This is a genomic window from Streptomyces sp. NPDC051322, from assembly GCF_040689485.1.
Lineage (GTDB): Bacteria > Actinomycetota > Actinomycetes > Streptomycetales > Streptomycetaceae > Streptomyces.
This window is the reverse complement of record NZ_JBFBAK010000015.1, coordinates 32296-47453: the sequence shown is the minus strand read 5'-3', so window position 1 is coordinate 47453 and position 15158 is coordinate 32296. Positions and strand designations below refer to the sequence as shown.

General features: G+C 71.9%; 13 protein-coding genes and 1 pseudogene. 9 read left to right on the top strand and 5 right to left on the bottom strand.

Annotated elements, in window-relative coordinates; all coding sequences use genetic code 11:
* Genes AB0436_RS27695 through AB0436_RS27685 form a run of 3 tightly spaced genes read left to right on the top strand, consistent with a single transcriptional unit; the run spans position 1 to position 1995 of the window.
* Complete coding sequence (locus AB0436_RS27695) at positions 1 to 483, top strand: DUF2771 domain-containing protein (RefSeq protein WP_366470666.1); 483 nt, start codon at positions 1 to 3, stop codon at positions 481 to 483.
* A 5-nt stretch (positions 484 to 488) separates the two neighbouring features.
* Complete coding sequence (locus AB0436_RS27690; RefSeq protein WP_366470665.1) at positions 489 to 1124, top strand: futalosine hydrolase; 636 nt, start codon at positions 489 to 491, stop codon at positions 1122 to 1124.
* The gene (locus AB0436_RS27685; RefSeq protein WP_366470664.1) at positions 1117 to 1995 is read left to right on the top strand and encodes a 1,4-dihydroxy-6-naphthoate synthase; all 879 of its coding nucleotides are present in this window, start codon (positions 1117 to 1119) and stop codon (positions 1993 to 1995) included. Before AB0436_RS27690 ends, AB0436_RS27685 begins: the two co-directional genes overlap by 8 nt.
* A gap of 31 nt (positions 1996 to 2026) precedes the next feature.
* Here AB0436_RS27685 and AB0436_RS27680 read toward each other — a convergent pair whose 3' ends face one another.
* Positions 2027 to 2410, bottom strand: coding sequence for a cold-shock protein (locus AB0436_RS27680; protein ID WP_365857037.1), 384 nt, complete (start codon positions 2408 to 2410; stop codon positions 2027 to 2029).
* Between the two features lie 164 nt (positions 2411 to 2574).
* Here AB0436_RS27680 and AB0436_RS27675 point away from each other — a divergent pair, with 164 nt between their 5' ends.
* A complete protein-coding gene (locus AB0436_RS27675; RefSeq protein WP_366470663.1) occupies positions 2575 to 2832 on the top strand; it encodes a hypothetical protein in 258 nt (85 codons plus the stop codon).
* Here AB0436_RS27675 and AB0436_RS27670 read toward each other — a convergent pair.
* Together AB0436_RS27670 and AB0436_RS27665 are read right to left on the bottom strand one after the other, a co-directional pair.
* Positions 2802 to 3458: a haloacid dehalogenase-like hydrolase gene (locus tag AB0436_RS27670; protein WP_366470662.1), complete on the bottom strand. Its 657-nt coding sequence runs from the start codon at positions 3456 to 3458 to the stop codon at positions 2802 to 2804. The two genes, AB0436_RS27675 and AB0436_RS27670, sit on opposite strands and share 31 nt — an antisense overlap.
* Before the next feature lie 41 nt (positions 3459 to 3499).
* Entirely contained in the window at positions 3500 to 4597 is a 1098-nt protein-coding gene (locus AB0436_RS27665; protein ID WP_366470661.1) for a hypothetical protein, read from the bottom strand.
* 180 nt (positions 4598 to 4777) lie between these two features.
* Here AB0436_RS27665 and AB0436_RS27660 point away from each other — a divergent pair, with 180 nt between their 5' ends.
* Entirely contained in the window at positions 4778 to 7315 is a 2538-nt protein-coding gene (locus AB0436_RS27660) for a helicase C-terminal domain-containing protein (protein WP_366470660.1), read from the top strand.
* Here AB0436_RS27660 and AB0436_RS27655 read toward each other — a convergent pair.
* Positions 7296 to 7991 (bottom strand): VanZ family protein, encoded by a 696-nt coding sequence (locus tag AB0436_RS27655; protein ID WP_366470659.1) that lies wholly within the window; start codon positions 7989 to 7991, stop codon positions 7296 to 7298. The two genes, AB0436_RS27660 and AB0436_RS27655, sit on opposite strands and share 20 nt — an antisense overlap.
* Before the next feature lie 131 nt (positions 7992 to 8122).
* Here AB0436_RS27655 and AB0436_RS27650 point away from each other — a divergent pair, with 131 nt between their 5' ends.
* Positions 8123 to 9784: a DNA repair helicase XPB gene (locus AB0436_RS27650; RefSeq protein ID WP_366470658.1), complete on the top strand. Its 1662-nt coding sequence runs from the start codon at positions 8123 to 8125 to the stop codon at positions 9782 to 9784.
* Positions 9785 to 9919: 135 nt separating this feature from the next.
* On the opposite strand, the gene AB0436_RS27645 is transcribed toward AB0436_RS27650, so the two are convergent.
* Positions 9920 to 11926 (bottom strand): M4 family metallopeptidase, encoded by a 2007-nt coding sequence (locus tag AB0436_RS27645; RefSeq protein WP_366470738.1) that lies wholly within the window; start codon positions 11924 to 11926, stop codon positions 9920 to 9922.
* A gap of 548 nt (positions 11927 to 12474) precedes the next feature.
* Here AB0436_RS27645 and AB0436_RS27640 point away from each other — a divergent pair.
* The 3 genes and pseudogenes from AB0436_RS27640 to AB0436_RS27630 all read left to right on the top strand — a co-directional run.
* Entirely contained in the window at positions 12475 to 14514 is a 2040-nt protein-coding gene (locus tag AB0436_RS27640; protein ID WP_366470737.1) for a UvrD-helicase domain-containing protein, read from the top strand.
* A gap of 114 nt (positions 14515 to 14628) precedes the next feature.
* A complete protein-coding gene (locus tag AB0436_RS27635) occupies positions 14629 to 14988 on the top strand; it encodes a hypothetical protein (protein WP_366470744.1) in 360 nt (119 codons plus the stop codon).
* A pseudogene (locus AB0436_RS27630) lies at positions 14979 to 15137 on the top strand (carboxyl transferase domain-containing protein); the annotation flags it as partial. The gene AB0436_RS27635 and the pseudogene AB0436_RS27630, both read left to right, overlap by 10 nt.
* Between the last annotated feature and the right edge of the window lie 21 nt (positions 15138 to 15158).

Genomic DNA, 15158 nt, shown 5'->3' with positions numbered 1-15158 from the left:
ATGACCGTTGCGCTTCTTTCCGCCAGGGGCCGCCGCACAGCTGCCGCCCTCGGTGCCCTGTCCGCGGGACTCCTTGTGCTGTCCGCCTGCGACAAGCCGACCCCCAACGCCACCGTGACGGTCGGCACCGACTCCGTGCACGCCCAGGCCGCCTGCTACAACGACGGCAAGCCGCTGGACGCGTCCTCGACCAGGAACTGCGCCGCGGACAAGAAGGACGTCACGACCCTCAAGGTGGACCCGGACGCCACCGTGCGCATCGGCGTGGACCCGGCGATCGCCGACAAGGGCTGGACGCTGCTGATGAACGGTCAGCCGCTGACCGCCAAGTCCACCAAGACCTTCACCAACATCCCGGGCAGCGTGTTCTTCAACGCGCAGTACGGCGCCAAGGGCGACGCGACGACCGTCGCGGTGGCCATGGGCAACGGCACCGACAAGGTCTACGGTCTCTGGTCGTTCAAGTTCAAGAAGGACGCCTGACCGCCTTGCGCGTCCTGGTCGTGACCGCGGTTCCCGCCGAGCGGGACGCGGTCACGCGCGCGTTCGGCGGTCTCCCCGGCTATGACGTGATCGCGGCCGGGGTCGGCCCGGCCGCGGCCGCCGCGGCCACCGCGACGGCGCTGGCCACCGGTTCGTACCGCCTGGTCGTCTCGGCCGGGGTCGGCGGCGGGTTCCGCGCCGCGCCCGGCTCGCTGCTCGTCGCCGACGCGATCGTCGCCGCCGATCTGGGCGCCGACACCCCCGACGGCTTCGTGCCGGTGACCGCCCTCGGCTTCGGCACGGTGGAACACCGCCCTCCCGCCACGCTGGTACGGGCGGTGGCCGCCGCCACCGCCGCGACGACCGGCACCGTGCTCACCGTCTCGACCGTCACCGGCACCGCCGACCGGGCCGCCGCCCTGCTGGCCGCGCATCCCCGGGCGGTGGCCGAGGCGATGGAGGGCTTCGGCGTCGCCGAGGCGGCGGCGCAGGCCGGTGTCCCGGTGCTGGAGATCCGGACGGTCTCCAACGCCGTCGGGCCGCGCGACCGGGCGGCCTGGCGCATCGGCGAGGCGCTGACCGCGCTGACCGATGCGTTCGGGAAGCTTCCCCCCGTACTGGAAGGCTGGACCCATGACTGACCACTCCGCCGACGCCGACCACTCCGCCGAGCAGTCGATGCGTATCGCGTTTTCGCCCTGCCCGAACGACACCTTCGTCTTCGACGCCTGGGCGCACGGCCGGGTGCCTGGGGCGCCGCCGATCGATGTCACCTTCGCGGACATCGACCTCACCAACGGCATGGCCGAGCGCGGCGAGCTGGACATCCTGAAGGTGTCGTACGCGGTGCTGCCATGGGTGCTCGAGGAGTACACGCTGCTGCCCTGCGGCGGTGCGCTCGGCCGTGGTTGCGGCCCGCTGGTGCTCACGAAGGAAGGCGGTGTGGACCTCACCGGGAAGACCGTCGCCGTGCCGAGCGAGCGCTCGACGGCGTACCTGCTCTTCCGGCTGTGGGCGGCGGAGGTCGTCCCCGGCGGGGTCGGCGAGATCGTCGTGCTGCCCTTCCACGAGATCATGCCCGCGGTGCGCGACGGCAAGGTCGATGCCGGCCTGGTCATCCACGAGGCGCGCTTCACCTACCAGGAGTACGGCCTGCACTCGCTGGCCGACATGGGCGAGCACTGGGAGACGACCACCGGCCTGCCGATCCCGCTGGGCGCGATCATCGCGAAGCGGTCGCTGGGCGAGGAGCGGCTGCGGGAACTGGCTCAGGTGATCCGGTCGTCCGTACGGCAGGCCTGGGACGCTCCCGAAGTCTCCCGGCCGTATGTGCTGGCCCACTCCCAGGAGATGGACCCGGCCGTGGCCGACCAGCACATCGGGCTCTACGTGAACGAGTTCACGGCCGACCTGGGCGAGGACGGCTATGCGGCGGTACGGGGGCTGCTCACCCGGGCCGCGGCGGAGGGGCTGGTGCCGGCGGTGGGGGCGGGGGCGCTGTCGTTCCCCTGAGGTCTGTTCCCCCGCCCACGCCGGTCCGGGACTACACGTCCAGTTGGTCGGCGACCGCTCTGAGCAGGCCCGCGATCTTCGCGCCGGCCGCCTTGTCGGGGTAGCGGCCCCGCTCCAGGCTCGGCGTGATGTTCTCCAGGAGCGTCGTCAGGTCCTGGACGATCGACGCCAGCTCGTCCGGCTTCCGCCGCTGCGCCGCCGCCACCGAAGGCGTCGGGTCCAGGATGGTCACCGACAGTGCCTGGTCACCCCGCTGTCCCGCGACGACACCGAATTCGACGCGCTGGCCGGGCTTGAGCGCCTCGACCCCGGACGGAAGCACCGACGAGTGGACGAAGACATCGTTTCCGTCGTCGCGGGAAAGAAAGCCGAAGCCCTTTTCCGAGTTGAACCATTTCACTTTGCCGGTCGGCACCGTCTGTCCTTGTCCTCGAACTCGTAGAAAAATAATCCGCGAAAACGGCTCTGGATAGCACTGCAGCGGGTCCCGGGACCCGCCAGGACCCAGGCTAATGGTCCTGGGACTGGTGACAAGACGTCGCCGGATGGTTCCTCCGCGCAAGGAACTACCCTGACTGGGTGAGCAATGAAACCCAATCGACCGAGGTCCATGCCGGTGACCGGCTGGTTCAGGTCGGCGCGATCATCTTCTTCGTCGGGGCCGTGGCCACCCTGGTCACCGTGGCCCCGCTGTTTCTGGGGACGGATCCGTTCCCGTCGGTCGCCTACGCGGTGTGCATGCTGATGGGCGTCGGATTCCTGGTCGCGGCGGCCGGTGTGCTGCGCTCCGTCGCCGCGCAGCGGCGTCAGGGGCGCGCGGCGGGTTCCGCCACGTAGTCCGCCAGCCAGCCGGGGAACTCCGTCAGGTCGGTCAGGATGACGTCTGCCCCGGCCGCACGCAGCTCGTCCGCGCCGATCGGCCCGGTCGGTACGGCGACGGAGAACGCGCCCGCCGTCCGCGCACCGCGGACGTCCCCGGTGTGGTCGCCCACGTACACCGACGCGCCGTGCTCGCGCAGTGCCTCGGCCTTGGCCTCCGCCCAGAGCCAGCCGATCACGGCGTCCGGTTCGATGCCCAGGTGGGCGAGGTGCAGCTTGGCGTTCGGCTCGTGCTTGGCCGTCACCACGATCGCCCGCCCGCCCAGCCGCTGGACCGCCGCCACCGCGTCGGCGGCGCCGGCCATCGCGGTGGACGGCTCGATCGCGTGGGCCGGGTATATCGCACGGTAACGGTCGCCCATCGCCGGAATCCGCTCGGCGGGGAACCACTCCGCCAGCTCCAGTTCGAGCGGCGGGCCGAGCCGGGTCACCGCGAGATCGGCGTCGATGTACGTGCCGGTTTCGGCGGAAAGCGCCTGGTAGGTGGCCCGGATGCCGGGCCGGGAGTCGATGAGCGTCATGTCGAGGTCGAAGCCGACCGTCAGGGGCAGGGCGGAGGTGCGGGCCGATGGGTTCGAAAGCATGCCTCCCATCCTGCCTTCCCCGCCGCGCGCAGCCGACGGCGCTATCCGACGGGCCGCCGCGCCCGCCAGATCAGGTACAGAGCGGACGCACCGGCCGCCACCCGGAGAACGACCGGCCACTCACCACTGATCGCCTCGCCCATCCCGTGCGCCGGGATCGGGGAGCCCCAGCGGCCGTTGGCGCGCCCCCACAGCCAGACCAGGCCGCCGGCCACGGCCAGTGCGGGCAGCCCGAGCACCGCCCCCTTCGCCTCCAGCCGGCTCAGCCGGCGGGAGCTGTAGGCGAGGAGCCAGCCGACGGCGAGCACGAGGAGATTGCCGAGAACCGCGCCGACGATCAGAGCGATGGCGGCGAGCAGCAGGAACGGGCTGGAGAAGCCGCGCGCCGCGACGGCCGGCTCCACCACCACCGGGACCCTTCGGCGGAGCCGGAGTCGGCGGCGCGGGCCTGATTCCCGGACGGGTTCTTCGTCGACGGACGTGTCATACCCGGACTCGTCGTCCACTGATTCGCCGTCGAAGTCGTCGAAGTCGTCATCGTCGTCGTCGCGGGGCCGGGCCTGCTGCCGGGCCGGCGGGCGCAGTATCTCGGGGATCTCCACCCCGCCGGTGAAGCCGGGCACCGCGTCGCCGGGCCCGAAGGGGTCCGCGTCGACGCGCCACCAGTCGGGCTCGCTGCCGGACGGCCCGAGTTCGTCCTCCCCGGCCAGGTGCGGCGGCAGCGCGGCGGTCGACCGGGGCAGCGGTTCGGCCTTCTCGTTCCGGCGCGGGCGCGGGACGCGGCGCGTCCGGTCCCGTACGCCGCGCTCTCGTGCAGCCCGGTCCCGCACAGCCCGGCCCCGGACGCCGCGCTCCGGTGCATCGCCGGTGACGGCCCCGGTGTCCGGTCCGGCGCTCCGAGTACCGGGCGGCCCGCCGCCCACCGCTGCCGCGACCTGATCGGCGGGGGTGCCCAGCCGGCCGAGGATCCGCAGCACGGCGGCGGTGTCCTCGCCGTCGGGCCGGGCGCGCTGCCGGTCGATCTCGCTGCGGAGCGAGGAGACGAGCCGCATCCGGTCCCCGGAGGACAGCTGCCGCTGGGCCAGGTCGCCGACCCGGCTCAGATAGTCGTAGACGAGTTGATCGCTCTCGATCCCCACGGACTCGCTCCCCTTCCCGCCGCCTGTTCCGACGGTAGCGCCCCGACCCGGCCGCAGCGTTTCTCACCCGCCGCCGGGTGCCGAAGTCGGCGGACCGGCGTGGGGCGATGCGCCATCCCCCCGCAAATCTCAGTAACGTGGGCCGGATGGGGACCGGGGTCAGCTCTATGGGAGGCGCACGTGCCGGAACGAACACACAGCACGCCACCGCGCACCCTCGCCGAGGCCTTGCGCACCCGTGACGACGCGTCACTCGAGGCCCTGCTGAGAGCGCGGCCGGATCTGCTGACGCCGGTGCCCGGCGACATCGGCGCGCTCGCCACCCGGGCGGGCACCCGCGCTTCGGTGATCCGGGCGCTGGAACACCTCGACCGGTTCACCCTGCAGACCGCGGAGGCGCTGGCCGTCGCGCCCGACCCCGCGCCGTATCCGGCGCTGCTCGCCCTGATGGGTGGTGACGACTGCGACCCGGTGGTGGCGGCCGAACTGCCCGGCGCGGTCGGGGTGCTGCGGGAACAGGCGCTGATCTGGGGCGCGGACGACCGCCTGCGGTTGGTGCGCACCGCCCGTGAACTGCTCGCCCCCTCCCCCACGCACCCGTCGCCGACCGGTCTCGGACCGACCGTGGCCGAGGCCACCGTCGGGATGTCGCCGGGCCGCGTCCAGGAGATCGTCACCGCGGTGGGTCTCGCGGGCACCCACGACTCGGTGTCCGCGGTGGCCGCGCTGACCGAGCTCTTCACCGACCGGCAGCGGATGTCCGCGCTGCTCGACGAGGCTCCGGTGGAGTCGCTGCACGTGCTGAGCAGGCTGGTCTGGGGGCCGCCGTACGGAGAGGTGACCGCCGACCCGACCCGTCCGGTGCGCTGGCTCCGTGACCACGGTCTGCTGCTGCCCGCGAGCGCCCGCACGGTCGTGCTCCCCCGGGAGGCCGCCCTGCATCTGCGCGCCGGACGCGCGCACCGGTCCACCGAGCCACGGCCGCCCGCTGTCGCGCCCGCCCGGGAGTACGGTCCACAGGCTGTGGACGCCGCGGCGGCCGGACAGGCCTTCGTCGCGCTCGACACCGTCGAGGAACTGTTCAAGGACTGGAACGAGGGCGGCCCCGCCGTGCTCCGCTCCGGCGGCCTCAGCGTCCGTGACCTCAAGCGCACCGCGACCGCACTGGACTGCACCGAGCAACTGGCCGCGTTCTGGATCGAACTCGCTTACGCCGCCGGTCTGTTGGCCACCGATGGGGAGGCCGACGAGCGGTTCGCCGCCACCCCGTACTACGACGCCTGGCTGGATTCGCCCCCCCAGGACCGCTGGGCCGACCTGGTCACCGCCTGGCTCACCGCGACCCGGACCCCCGGTCTGATCGGCGGCCTCGACGCGAAGGGCCGCGCCCTGTCGACGCTGGGCCCGGACCTGGACCGCTCGGCCGCCCCCGAGGTGCGCCGCAGGGTGCTGTCCCTGATGGCCACCCTCCCCGCGGGCACCGCGCCGGAGCCGGAATCGCTGCTGGCCCGGCTCCGCTGGGAACGTCCGGTGCGCGGTACCAGCGCGGGTCGCGGCGCCGGGCAGAGCCCGGCGGCCGACATCGCCGCCGCCCGGTACGCGCACGGCGCCACCGCGGTCGGCGACCTGCGTTCCCGTATCGCCCAGTGGACGCTGAACGAGACGGAGCTGCTCGGTATCACCGGCCGCGGCGCCCTCGCCACGCACGGCAGGGCGCTCCTGGGCGGTGTGGAACCGGGCCGGGTCACCGGGCCCGCCGCCCTCACCTCGGCCGAGCTCGCCACCGCCCGCGCCCGCGCCGCCGAGGCTCTGGCCCCGCTCATCCCGGAACCGCTGGACCACGTCCTGCTCCAGGCCGACCTCACCGCCGTGGCACCCGGTCCGCTGGAACGCCCGCTCGCCGAGCTGCTCGGCGTCGCCGCCGACATCGAGTCCAAGGGCGGCGCCACCGTCTACCGCTTCACCGCGGGATCGGTGCGCCGCGCGCTGGACGCCGGGCAGACGGCGTCCGACCTGCACGCCTTCCTGGCCACGCACAGCCGCACGCCGGTACCGCAGCCGCTGACGTACCTCATCGACGACGTGGCGAGGCGCCACGGTCATCTGCGAGTCGGCGCCGCGTCCTCGTACGTACGCTGCGACGACGACGCGGTGCTCAGCGAGATCCTGGCCGACACCCGTTCCCAGCCGCTGCGGCTGCGGCGGCTCGCGCCCACCGTGCTGGCTGCCCAGGCCGATCCGGGCGAACTGCTCGAAGGGCTCCGCTCGATGGGCTTCGCGCCCGCCGCCGAGTCGGCCGAGGGCGACGTCGTGATCACCCGGGCCGACGCCTACCGCTCCCCGCCGCGCAGCGCCCCCGCTCCCGTCCCGGAGGGCCCGCCGGCCCCCGACGACACGCTGCTCGGCGCGGCGCTGCGGGCGATCAGGGCCGGTGACACGGCCGCCACCGTGGTCCACAAACCGGTGCCCGAGCAGGGCGACCTGCCCCGCACCCCGGCGGCCGAGACGCTCGCCACCGTCCAGGCCGCGGCGATGACCGGGGCGGCGCTCTGGATCGGCTACGTCAACGCCGACGGTGCGGCCAGCCGGCGGGTGATCGCCCCGGTCCGTGTCGAGGGTGGTTTCGTCACCGCCTACGACCACACCGCCGACGACGTCCGTACGTATCCGCTGCACCGCATCACGGGCGTGGCCGAGCTCACCGACGACCCGGCCTGAGCGAGCGCCACCAGGCGGCGGGCGCGGACTTCTTCGGTGCGGGCCCGCGCTTCTTCGGGGTGGACGGGCGTTTTTTCAGGGCGAGCCGGCGCTTTTCAGGTGCGGGTCGCTGCTTCTTCGGGGTGGGTCGTTGCTTCTTGGGGGCGGGCCGCTCCGAAGCCGCTACCGCCGGCCCGCCGGATCGCTGCCACCAGTGGTGTCGGCGTGGGTGCAGGGCCCGCCCGAGCCGCCGCCCCAGCAGCAGGTAGCCGACCAGGGCGCCGGTGGTATTGAGGATCACATCGTCGATGTCGAAGGCGCGTCCCTCGACCAGGGCGCCCTGCGCCGCCTCGACCAGCAGCATCACCACGGCGGTCACCAGCACCACCCGCAGCGAACCGCGCGCCTTGGGGATCAGGACCGGCAGCAGCACCCCGAAGGGCACGCCGAGCAGCAGATTGCCGCCGATCTGCTTGACCGTGTCGCGGAAGGCCGGCTGGTCCAGGTACATCCGGATCGAATCGCCGGGACGCAGATTCGTGTGGGTGAGGTCCACCGACGCGGCCGAGGGCTGCAGGGTGACCTTGGCCAGCGCCACCGCGAACCCCACCATGCACACGAATCCCACCAACAGCACGAGCATGCGCAGTACTGCCGATGGCCAGGTGCGGCGCTGCAGCCGCGGTTCGGATTCCATGCGACCGCGTCTACCCCCGCCCCGGCGCGGCAGTCGGCCGCACGCAGCGGCCGCGGACCTTCCGCACCGCGCCGTCCGCCGCCGTCATGCGGCACACTGGAGGTTTGGCTGTCACGGGAAGGACTCCACGCGTGAACGGACCACTCATCGTCCAGAGCGACAAAACGCTCCTCCTGGAGGTGGATCACGACCAGGCGGACGCCTGCCGTCGTGCCATCGCGCCGTTCGCCGAGCTGGAGCGTGCGCCCGAGCACATCCACACCTACCGGCTGACCCCGCTCGGCCTGTGGAACGCCCGTGCGGCGGGCCATGACGCCGAGCAGGTCGTCGACGCGCTGGTCGAGTTCTCCCGGTATCCGGTCCCGCACGCCCTTCTGGTGGACGTCGCCGAGACGATGGCCCGCTACGGGCGGCTCACGCTCTCCAAGCACCCGGTGCACGGTCTCGTCCTCACCTCGACCGACCGCCCGGTGCTGGAGGAGATCCTCCGCTCCAAGAAGATCGCCCCGCTGGTCGGCGCCCGTCTCGACCCGGACACCGTCTCGGTGCACCCCTCGGAGCGCGGCCAGATCAAGCAGACCCTGCTGAAGCTGGGCTGGCCCGCCGAGGACCTGGCCGGTTACGTCGACGGGGAGGCCCACCAGATCGACCTGGCGGAGGACGGCTGGACGCTGCGCCCGTACCAGAAGCAGGCCGTCGAGAACTTCTGGCACGGCGGATCGGGTGTCGTCGTCCTGCCCTGCGGTGCGGGAAAGACACTGGTCGGCGCCGCCGCGATGGCGGAGGCCAAGGCGACCACGCTGATCCTGGTCACCAACACGGTCTCCGCCCGGCAGTGGAAGCACGAGCTGGTGAACCGGACGTCCCTCACCGAGGACGAGATCGGTGAGTACAGCGGTACCAAGAAGGAGATCCGTCCGGTCACCATCGCCACCTACCAGGTGCTGACGACCCGCAGGAAGGGCATCTACCCGCATCTGGAGCTCTTCGACTCCCGCGACTGGGGCCTGGTCGTCTACGACGAGGTCCACCTGCTGCCCGCGCCGGTCTTCAAGTTCACCGCCGACCTGCAGGCCAGGCGCCGGCTCGGTCTGACCGCGACGCTGGTCCGGGAGGACGGCCGCGAGTCGGACGTCTTCTCGCTGATCGGGCCCAAGCGGTTCGACGCGCCGTGGAAGGAGATCGAGGCGCAGGGTTACATCGCGCCCGCCGACTGCGTCGAGGTCCGGGTCAACCTCACCGACACCGAGCGGCTGGCCTACGCGACGGCCGAGGCCGACGAGAAGTACCGCTTCTGCGCGACGACCGCGACGAAGCGGAAGGTCACCGAGGCACTGGTCCGCAAGCACCGGGGTGAGCAGACCCTCGTCATCGGCCAGTACATCGACCAGCTCGACGAGCTGGGCGAGCATCTGGACGCTCCGGTGATCAAGGGCGAGACGTCGAACGTGCAGCGCGAGAAGCTGTTCGGGGCGTTCCGGGAGGGCGAGATCAGTGTGCTCGTCGTCTCGAAGGTCGCGAACTTCTCGATCGACCTGCCGGAGGCGACGGTCGCCATCCAGGTCTCCGGCACGTTCGGATCGCGCCAGGAGGAGGCGCAGCGGCTGGGCCGGGTGCTGCGGCCCAAGGCGGACGGACACGAGGCCCGCTTCTACTCGGTGGTCGCCCGGGACACCATCGACCAGGACTTCGCGGCGCACCGCCAGCGGTTCCTGGCGGAGCAGGGTTACGCGTACCGGATCGTGGACGCGGACGATCTGCTGACGGGGTCGGGCGACGAGACGGCGGCGTAAGCGCGGAACTTCCGGCCTCGGTCGCCGTACTCGCCGTACTCGGCCGCGGGGCGACCGGGAGCGCCGCCCCGGGGTGATCAGTCATCCCGGGGCGGCGCCTCAGATCATGCGCTGGTCGTGGTCACCGGCCGGCGCTTACGGGAAGACCAGCTTCCAGTCGTTGATGTAGCCGGTGTCTCCGGTGTAGACGTCCTGCACGCGCAGTTTCCAGGTGCCGGCAGCGGCCACCGATGAGGCGTCGACCGTCCACGTCCCGGTGACGTTGTCCGCCGAGTCGGTGGGGCTCGAGTCCTTCAGCCTGGCGTACGCGCCGTTCGGTGCCACCAGGTCCACGACGAGGTCGCCGCGGTAGGTGTGCCGGATGTCGACCGACACCTGCAGGTTGCTCGGGGCCGCGCCGCTGATACCGGTCACGCTGATGTTCGATGCGGCTGAGCCGTACCCGTCCGGGATGTTCACGTTGTTGCTGTTCTCGAAGGTGCCGTTACCGGGGTCTCCGGGGTCGCCCGGGTCGCCGCCGCCGTCCCTCGAACCGACGTTGACGCCGGCCCAGGCGTTCTCGACGCCCTTGTACTCGGCCGAGCTGGAGCCGTAGAGCGCGGCCGCGGCGGCGAGGGTGCCGGTGCGGGCGGACGCGTAGTTCGTGGTCGACGTGAACTGCTCGGTCAGCGCCTTGTACCAGATCTGCAGCGCCTTGTCCCGGCCTATGCCGGTGACCGGGAGCCCGTCGGAGGTCGGCGAGTTGTAGGAGACGCCGTTGATGACCTTGGAGCCGCTGCCCTCGGAGAGCAGGTAGAAGAAGTGGTTGGCGACACCCGAGGAGTAGTGGACGTCCTCGTTGCCGACGCCGGAGGACCAGTAATCGGCCGAGCCGCCGTCCTTGCTGGGCTGGTCCATGTAGCGCAGCGGGGTGCCGTCGCCGTTGATGTCGATCTTCTCGCCGATGAGGTAGTCGCCCTTGTCGGACGAGTTGTTGGCGTACCACTCCACACCGGTGCCGAAGATGTCCGACGTGGCCTCGTTGAGGCCGCCGGACTCGCCGCTGTAGTTGAGCCCCGCGGTGGCGGCGGTGACGCCGTGCGACATCTCGTGGCCGGCCACGTCCAGGGCGGTCAGCGGGTCGTTGTTGCCGGAGCCGTCGCCGTAGGTCATGCAGAAGCAGCTGTCGTCCCAGAAGGCGTTGACGTAGCTGTTGCCGTAGTGCACCCGGGAGTAGGCGGCGACACCGTCACCGCGGATGCCGTTGCGGCCGAAGGTGTTCTTGTAGAAGTCCCACGTCTCGGCGGCGCCGTAGTGGGCGTCGGCGGCCGCGGTCTGGGTGTTGCTGTTGGTGCCGTCGCCCCAGACGTTGTCGGAGTCCGTGAAGAGGCTGCCGGTGCCGGACGTCCCGTGGTTGAGGTTGTACGTCTTGTGGCCGCCGCGGACCGTGTCGTTGAGCGAGTACGACGAGCCGGAACCGGAGGTGCTCAGCGAGACCGTGCCGCTGTACCGGGTGTTGCCGGTGCCGGTGGCGTTCTCGATGGCCTGCCACTGGTAGATCTTCTTGCCGGTGGCGGCGTCGGTGACGACGTGCAGCTGGTTCGGGGTGCCGTCGTCCTGGAGGCCGCCGACCACGGTCTCGTAGGCGAGGGTGGGCTTGCCCTGGGCCATCCAGACCACCTTGCGGGGGGCCCGGTCGGCGGTGGTCTTCTTCGAACCGGCGTCGGCGGCCAGGCTCAGCGCCTTCTTCTCGGCCGCCGCCGGCTTCACCGTGGCCGTGGTGTCGACGTTCCGCAGCTTGGTGCTGACCGCGCGGGTGACCCCGTTGGTCTTTCCGGACTTGGCGGTGTCCACCACCAGGTCGCCGCCGAGGACCGGAAGGCCGTCGTAGGTGCGCTCATACCGGGTGTGCGCGGTGCCGTCGCGGTCCTGGACGACATCCTTGACGACCAGCTTCTCCTTGGCGCCCAGGCCGAGGTCCTTGGCCGTGTCCGCCTTGGTGGCGTTGGCGTCACGTATCAGCTCGGCGCGCTGGGAGGGGGTGAGCTTCGCGGGCAGAGCACCCGTGTCGACCTTGCCGACCAGCGGTATGGGCCTCTGGTGTGCGGCGGCCGCGTTCGAGTCCGCGGAGGCCGCTCCCGTCTGCACCGCTACGGAGAGCATCGCGGCAACGGCCACGAGGGCTCCGGTAGCAGCAGCGCGCCTGCGGCCGCCGGTGGGGACGTGGAAGGGGTGTCTGTGAGACGTACTCAACACTTGGCTCCTTCTGCCTGACCATGGGTCACACGGTCATCGACAACCGGGCGGCGGGGTGGCCGTCCGGTCAGAACGGTGCGGGAGCCCGGACCGGCGGCCCGGCGTCCCGCTGCGTGCTGCGTCTGGCGGCCACGGACAGCAGACGAACAGTCGTTCGCGACGTGAAGCGACTGTGCGAGTTGTGTGACGGCCGGGGGAAGACTGACATTCCGAGACACGAATTGACAGGGTCACATCAGAGATTTGGCTGAAAATCCTCCCCCCGCCCGGATCCGGCCGCCCCTGTCCGGGGGGACAAGACCCCCGCGGCCGGAGGCTACGGGAGGAGCGGGGACAAAACCGTTCGCCCGAGCACACACCACCGCACTACAATCACCGCTCCCCACCGCGCCATGACCACCCGCACCCCCGCCGGAGGCAACACCGTGCCCACGCACGCGCAGAACCCGCAGGACATGGCCACCCAGGACAACCCGCTCACCCGGGAGCGCGCCCATCTCACCGCGTCCCGTGCCGCGCTGCGCGCCATGCGGGAGGACGCGGAAGGACTCGACATCCGCGACGTCACCGCGAACTGGGTCAACGCGGCCGTGCTGCAGGGCCAGATCAACGACCGGATCAAGGCCCTCGCCGACCTCTCGCACACCCCCCTCTTCTTCGGCCGGCTCGACTACCTGCACGCCCCGGGCGCCGACCTGGCGGAGGGCGCCGAGGGGGAGAGGTTCTACATCGGGCGGCGGCATGTGCACGACGGGGACGGCGACCCGATGGTCATCGACTGGCGGGCCCCCGTCTCCCAGCCCTTCTACCGGGCGTCCTCGAAGAACCCGCTGGACGTCGGGTTGCGGCGCCGGTTCGGTTACACCGGCGGCGAGCTCACCGCGTACGAGGACGAGCACCTCACCGACCCCGGCGAAACCGCCCGGACCAGCAAGCTGCTGCAGACGGAGATCGAGCGGCCGCGTGTCGGGCCGATGCGGGACATCGTGGCGACGATCCAGCCCGAGCAGGACGAGATCGTACGGTCGGAACTCGGCGGGACGGTCTGCGTGCAGGGCGGCCCCGGCACCGGGAAGACCGCCGTGGGGCTGCACCGGGTGGCGTACCTCCTCTACGCCCACCGCGACCGGCTGGCCCGTACCGGAACCCTGGTCATCGGGCCGAACAAATCCTTCCTGCACTACATCGAGCAGGTGCTGCCCGCGCTCGGCGAGCTGGAGGTCAAGCAGGCGACGGTCGACGACCTCGTGGCGGGTGTGGAGGTCCGGGGCACGGACGAGGCCGCCGCCGCGATCATCAAGGGCGACGCGCGGATGGCCGAAGTGCTGCGCCGGGCGCTGCGGTCGCATGTGAGCATGCCGACCGAACCGGCCGTGGTGGTCCGCGGTTCGCGCCGCTGGCGCGTCCCGGCGTACGAACTGCAGGAGATCGCCGAGGAGTTGCTGAACCGGGACATCCGCTACGGAGCCGCCCACGACGCCCTCCCCCAGCGCATCGCGCACGCCGTGCTGGTCCGGATGGAGCAGGCCGGCGAGGCGCCCGACGACCGGGTGCAGGACGCGGTGGCCCGTAATCCCGCGGTGAAGGCCGTGGTCAAGGCGGTCTGGCCAGTGGTCGATCCGGCGAAACTGGTGCTGCGGCTGCTGTCCGACGCGGAGTTCCTCGCCACCCACGCGGCGGGGATCCTCAGCGAGGACGAGCAGAAGACCATCCTGTGGGTGAAACCGGCCCGGTCCGTGAAGTCCGCCAAGTGGTCGGCGGCGGACGCGGTACTGATCGACGAGGCCGGTGACCTGGTGGCCCGCACCCACTCGCTCGGCCATGTGGTGCTCGACGAGGCGCAGGACCTGTCGCCGATGCAGTACCGCGCGGTGGGCCGCCGCTGCACCACCGGATCGGCCACCGTGCTCGGCGACCTGGCGCAGGGCACCACGCCCTGGGCCACCGCGAGTTGGGACGAGGCACTGCGGCACCTCGGCAAGGGCGACGCACTGGTGGAGGAGCTGACGGCCGGCTTCCGGGTGCCGCGCGAGGTCATCGCCTACGCCTCACGGCTGCTGCCGCACATGTCGCCCGGGCTCGCCCCGGTCTCGTCGGTGCGGGAGAACCCGGGCTCGCTGGACGTCCGGGCCACCGACGATCTGGACGCCGCGGCCGTCACCGCCTGCCGGGACTCGCTGCGCCACGAGGGCTCGACCGGGCTGATCGCGGCCGACGCGAGGATTCCCGCGCTGGCCGCCGCGCTCGAAGCGGCGGGGCTCGCGTACCTGGACCCGGGCCAGGAGACCAGCGCGGAGGCCCGGCTGACCCTGGTCCCGGCCTCGCTGGCCAAGGGCCTGGAGTACGACTACGTGGTACTGGACGAGCCGGCCGCGGTGGTCGACGGCGAGCCCGACGAGCGGACCGGGCTGCGCCGGCTGTACGTCGCGCTCACCCGGGCCGTTTCCGGGCTGATCGTCACGCACCGGGCGCCGTTGCCGGAGCAACTCGGCTGACGACCGGGACCGGCTGGAGCCGCACTCGAGTCCCGCTGGTGCGACGGTCGAGCGGCGGTCGGGTGCCGATCGGCAACTCCGCGCAGGCCAGGGCCGGTTTTGTACGCTCGGAACATGTGGACCTTGGGCACACTCGGCGGGGCCTTTGTCGTGATCGTGCTGCCCGCGCTGCTGGGGCGGCGGTTGCTCGGGATGGCCGCCGGGCCACTCCGGGTGGCGCTCGCGGGGATCATCGGGATCGCCGTCTCGGGGTCGCTGATCGGGCCGCGGCTGCAGAACCCGGACCGCGGTCCGCTGCTGCTCTCGCTGATGGTCGGCGTGGGCCTGCTGGCCGCCATGGTGGCTCTGGTTGGCGTCCGGATCGCCGGACGGCACGGCCTGACGCCGTATCTCCGCGGACGCGGCCGGGGCGGCGGTCCGCGGGAACTGCGGCAGGCGCTGCAGGCGGGCGCGTACATCGTGATACCGAGCTGATGAATCCCTCCTACGCCGCCGAGCGGGGTCTGGTCGACGACGTCATCGACCCGGCCGAGACGCGGATGGTGCTGATCCGGTCGTTGGCGATGCTGCGGGCGAAAGATGTGACGCTGCCGGAGCGCAAGCACGGCAACCCGCCGGTCTGACGCCGGGCGCCCCACCCTGCG

What these genes read in the sequence shown, in the direction of transcription:
- AB0436_RS27635 (WP_366470744.1), top strand. Translation starts at nt 14,629, where the DNA reads ATGTGGACCTTGGGCACACTCGGCGGGGCCTTTGTCGTGATCGTGCTG.
- AB0436_RS27670 (WP_366470662.1), bottom strand. Translation starts at nt 3,458, where the DNA reads ATGCTTTCGAACCCATCGGCCCGCACCTCCGCCCTGCCCCTGACGGTC.
- AB0436_RS27640 (WP_366470737.1), top strand. Translation starts at nt 12,475, where the DNA reads ATGGCCACCCAGGACAACCCGCTCACCCGGGAGCGCGCCCATCTCACC.
- AB0436_RS27655 (WP_366470659.1), bottom strand. Translation starts at nt 7,991, where the DNA reads ATGGAATCCGAACCGCGGCTGCAGCGCCGCACCTGGCCATCGGCAGTA.
- AB0436_RS27695 (WP_366470666.1), top strand. Translation starts at nt 1, where the DNA reads ATGACCGTTGCGCTTCTTTCCGCCAGGGGCCGCCGCACAGCTGCCGCC.
- AB0436_RS27685 (WP_366470664.1), top strand. Translation starts at nt 1,117, where the DNA reads ATGACTGACCACTCCGCCGACGCCGACCACTCCGCCGAGCAGTCGATG.
- AB0436_RS27645 (WP_366470738.1), bottom strand. Translation starts at nt 11,926, where the DNA reads ATGCTCTCCGTAGCGGTGCAGACGGGAGCGGCCTCCGCGGACTCGAAC.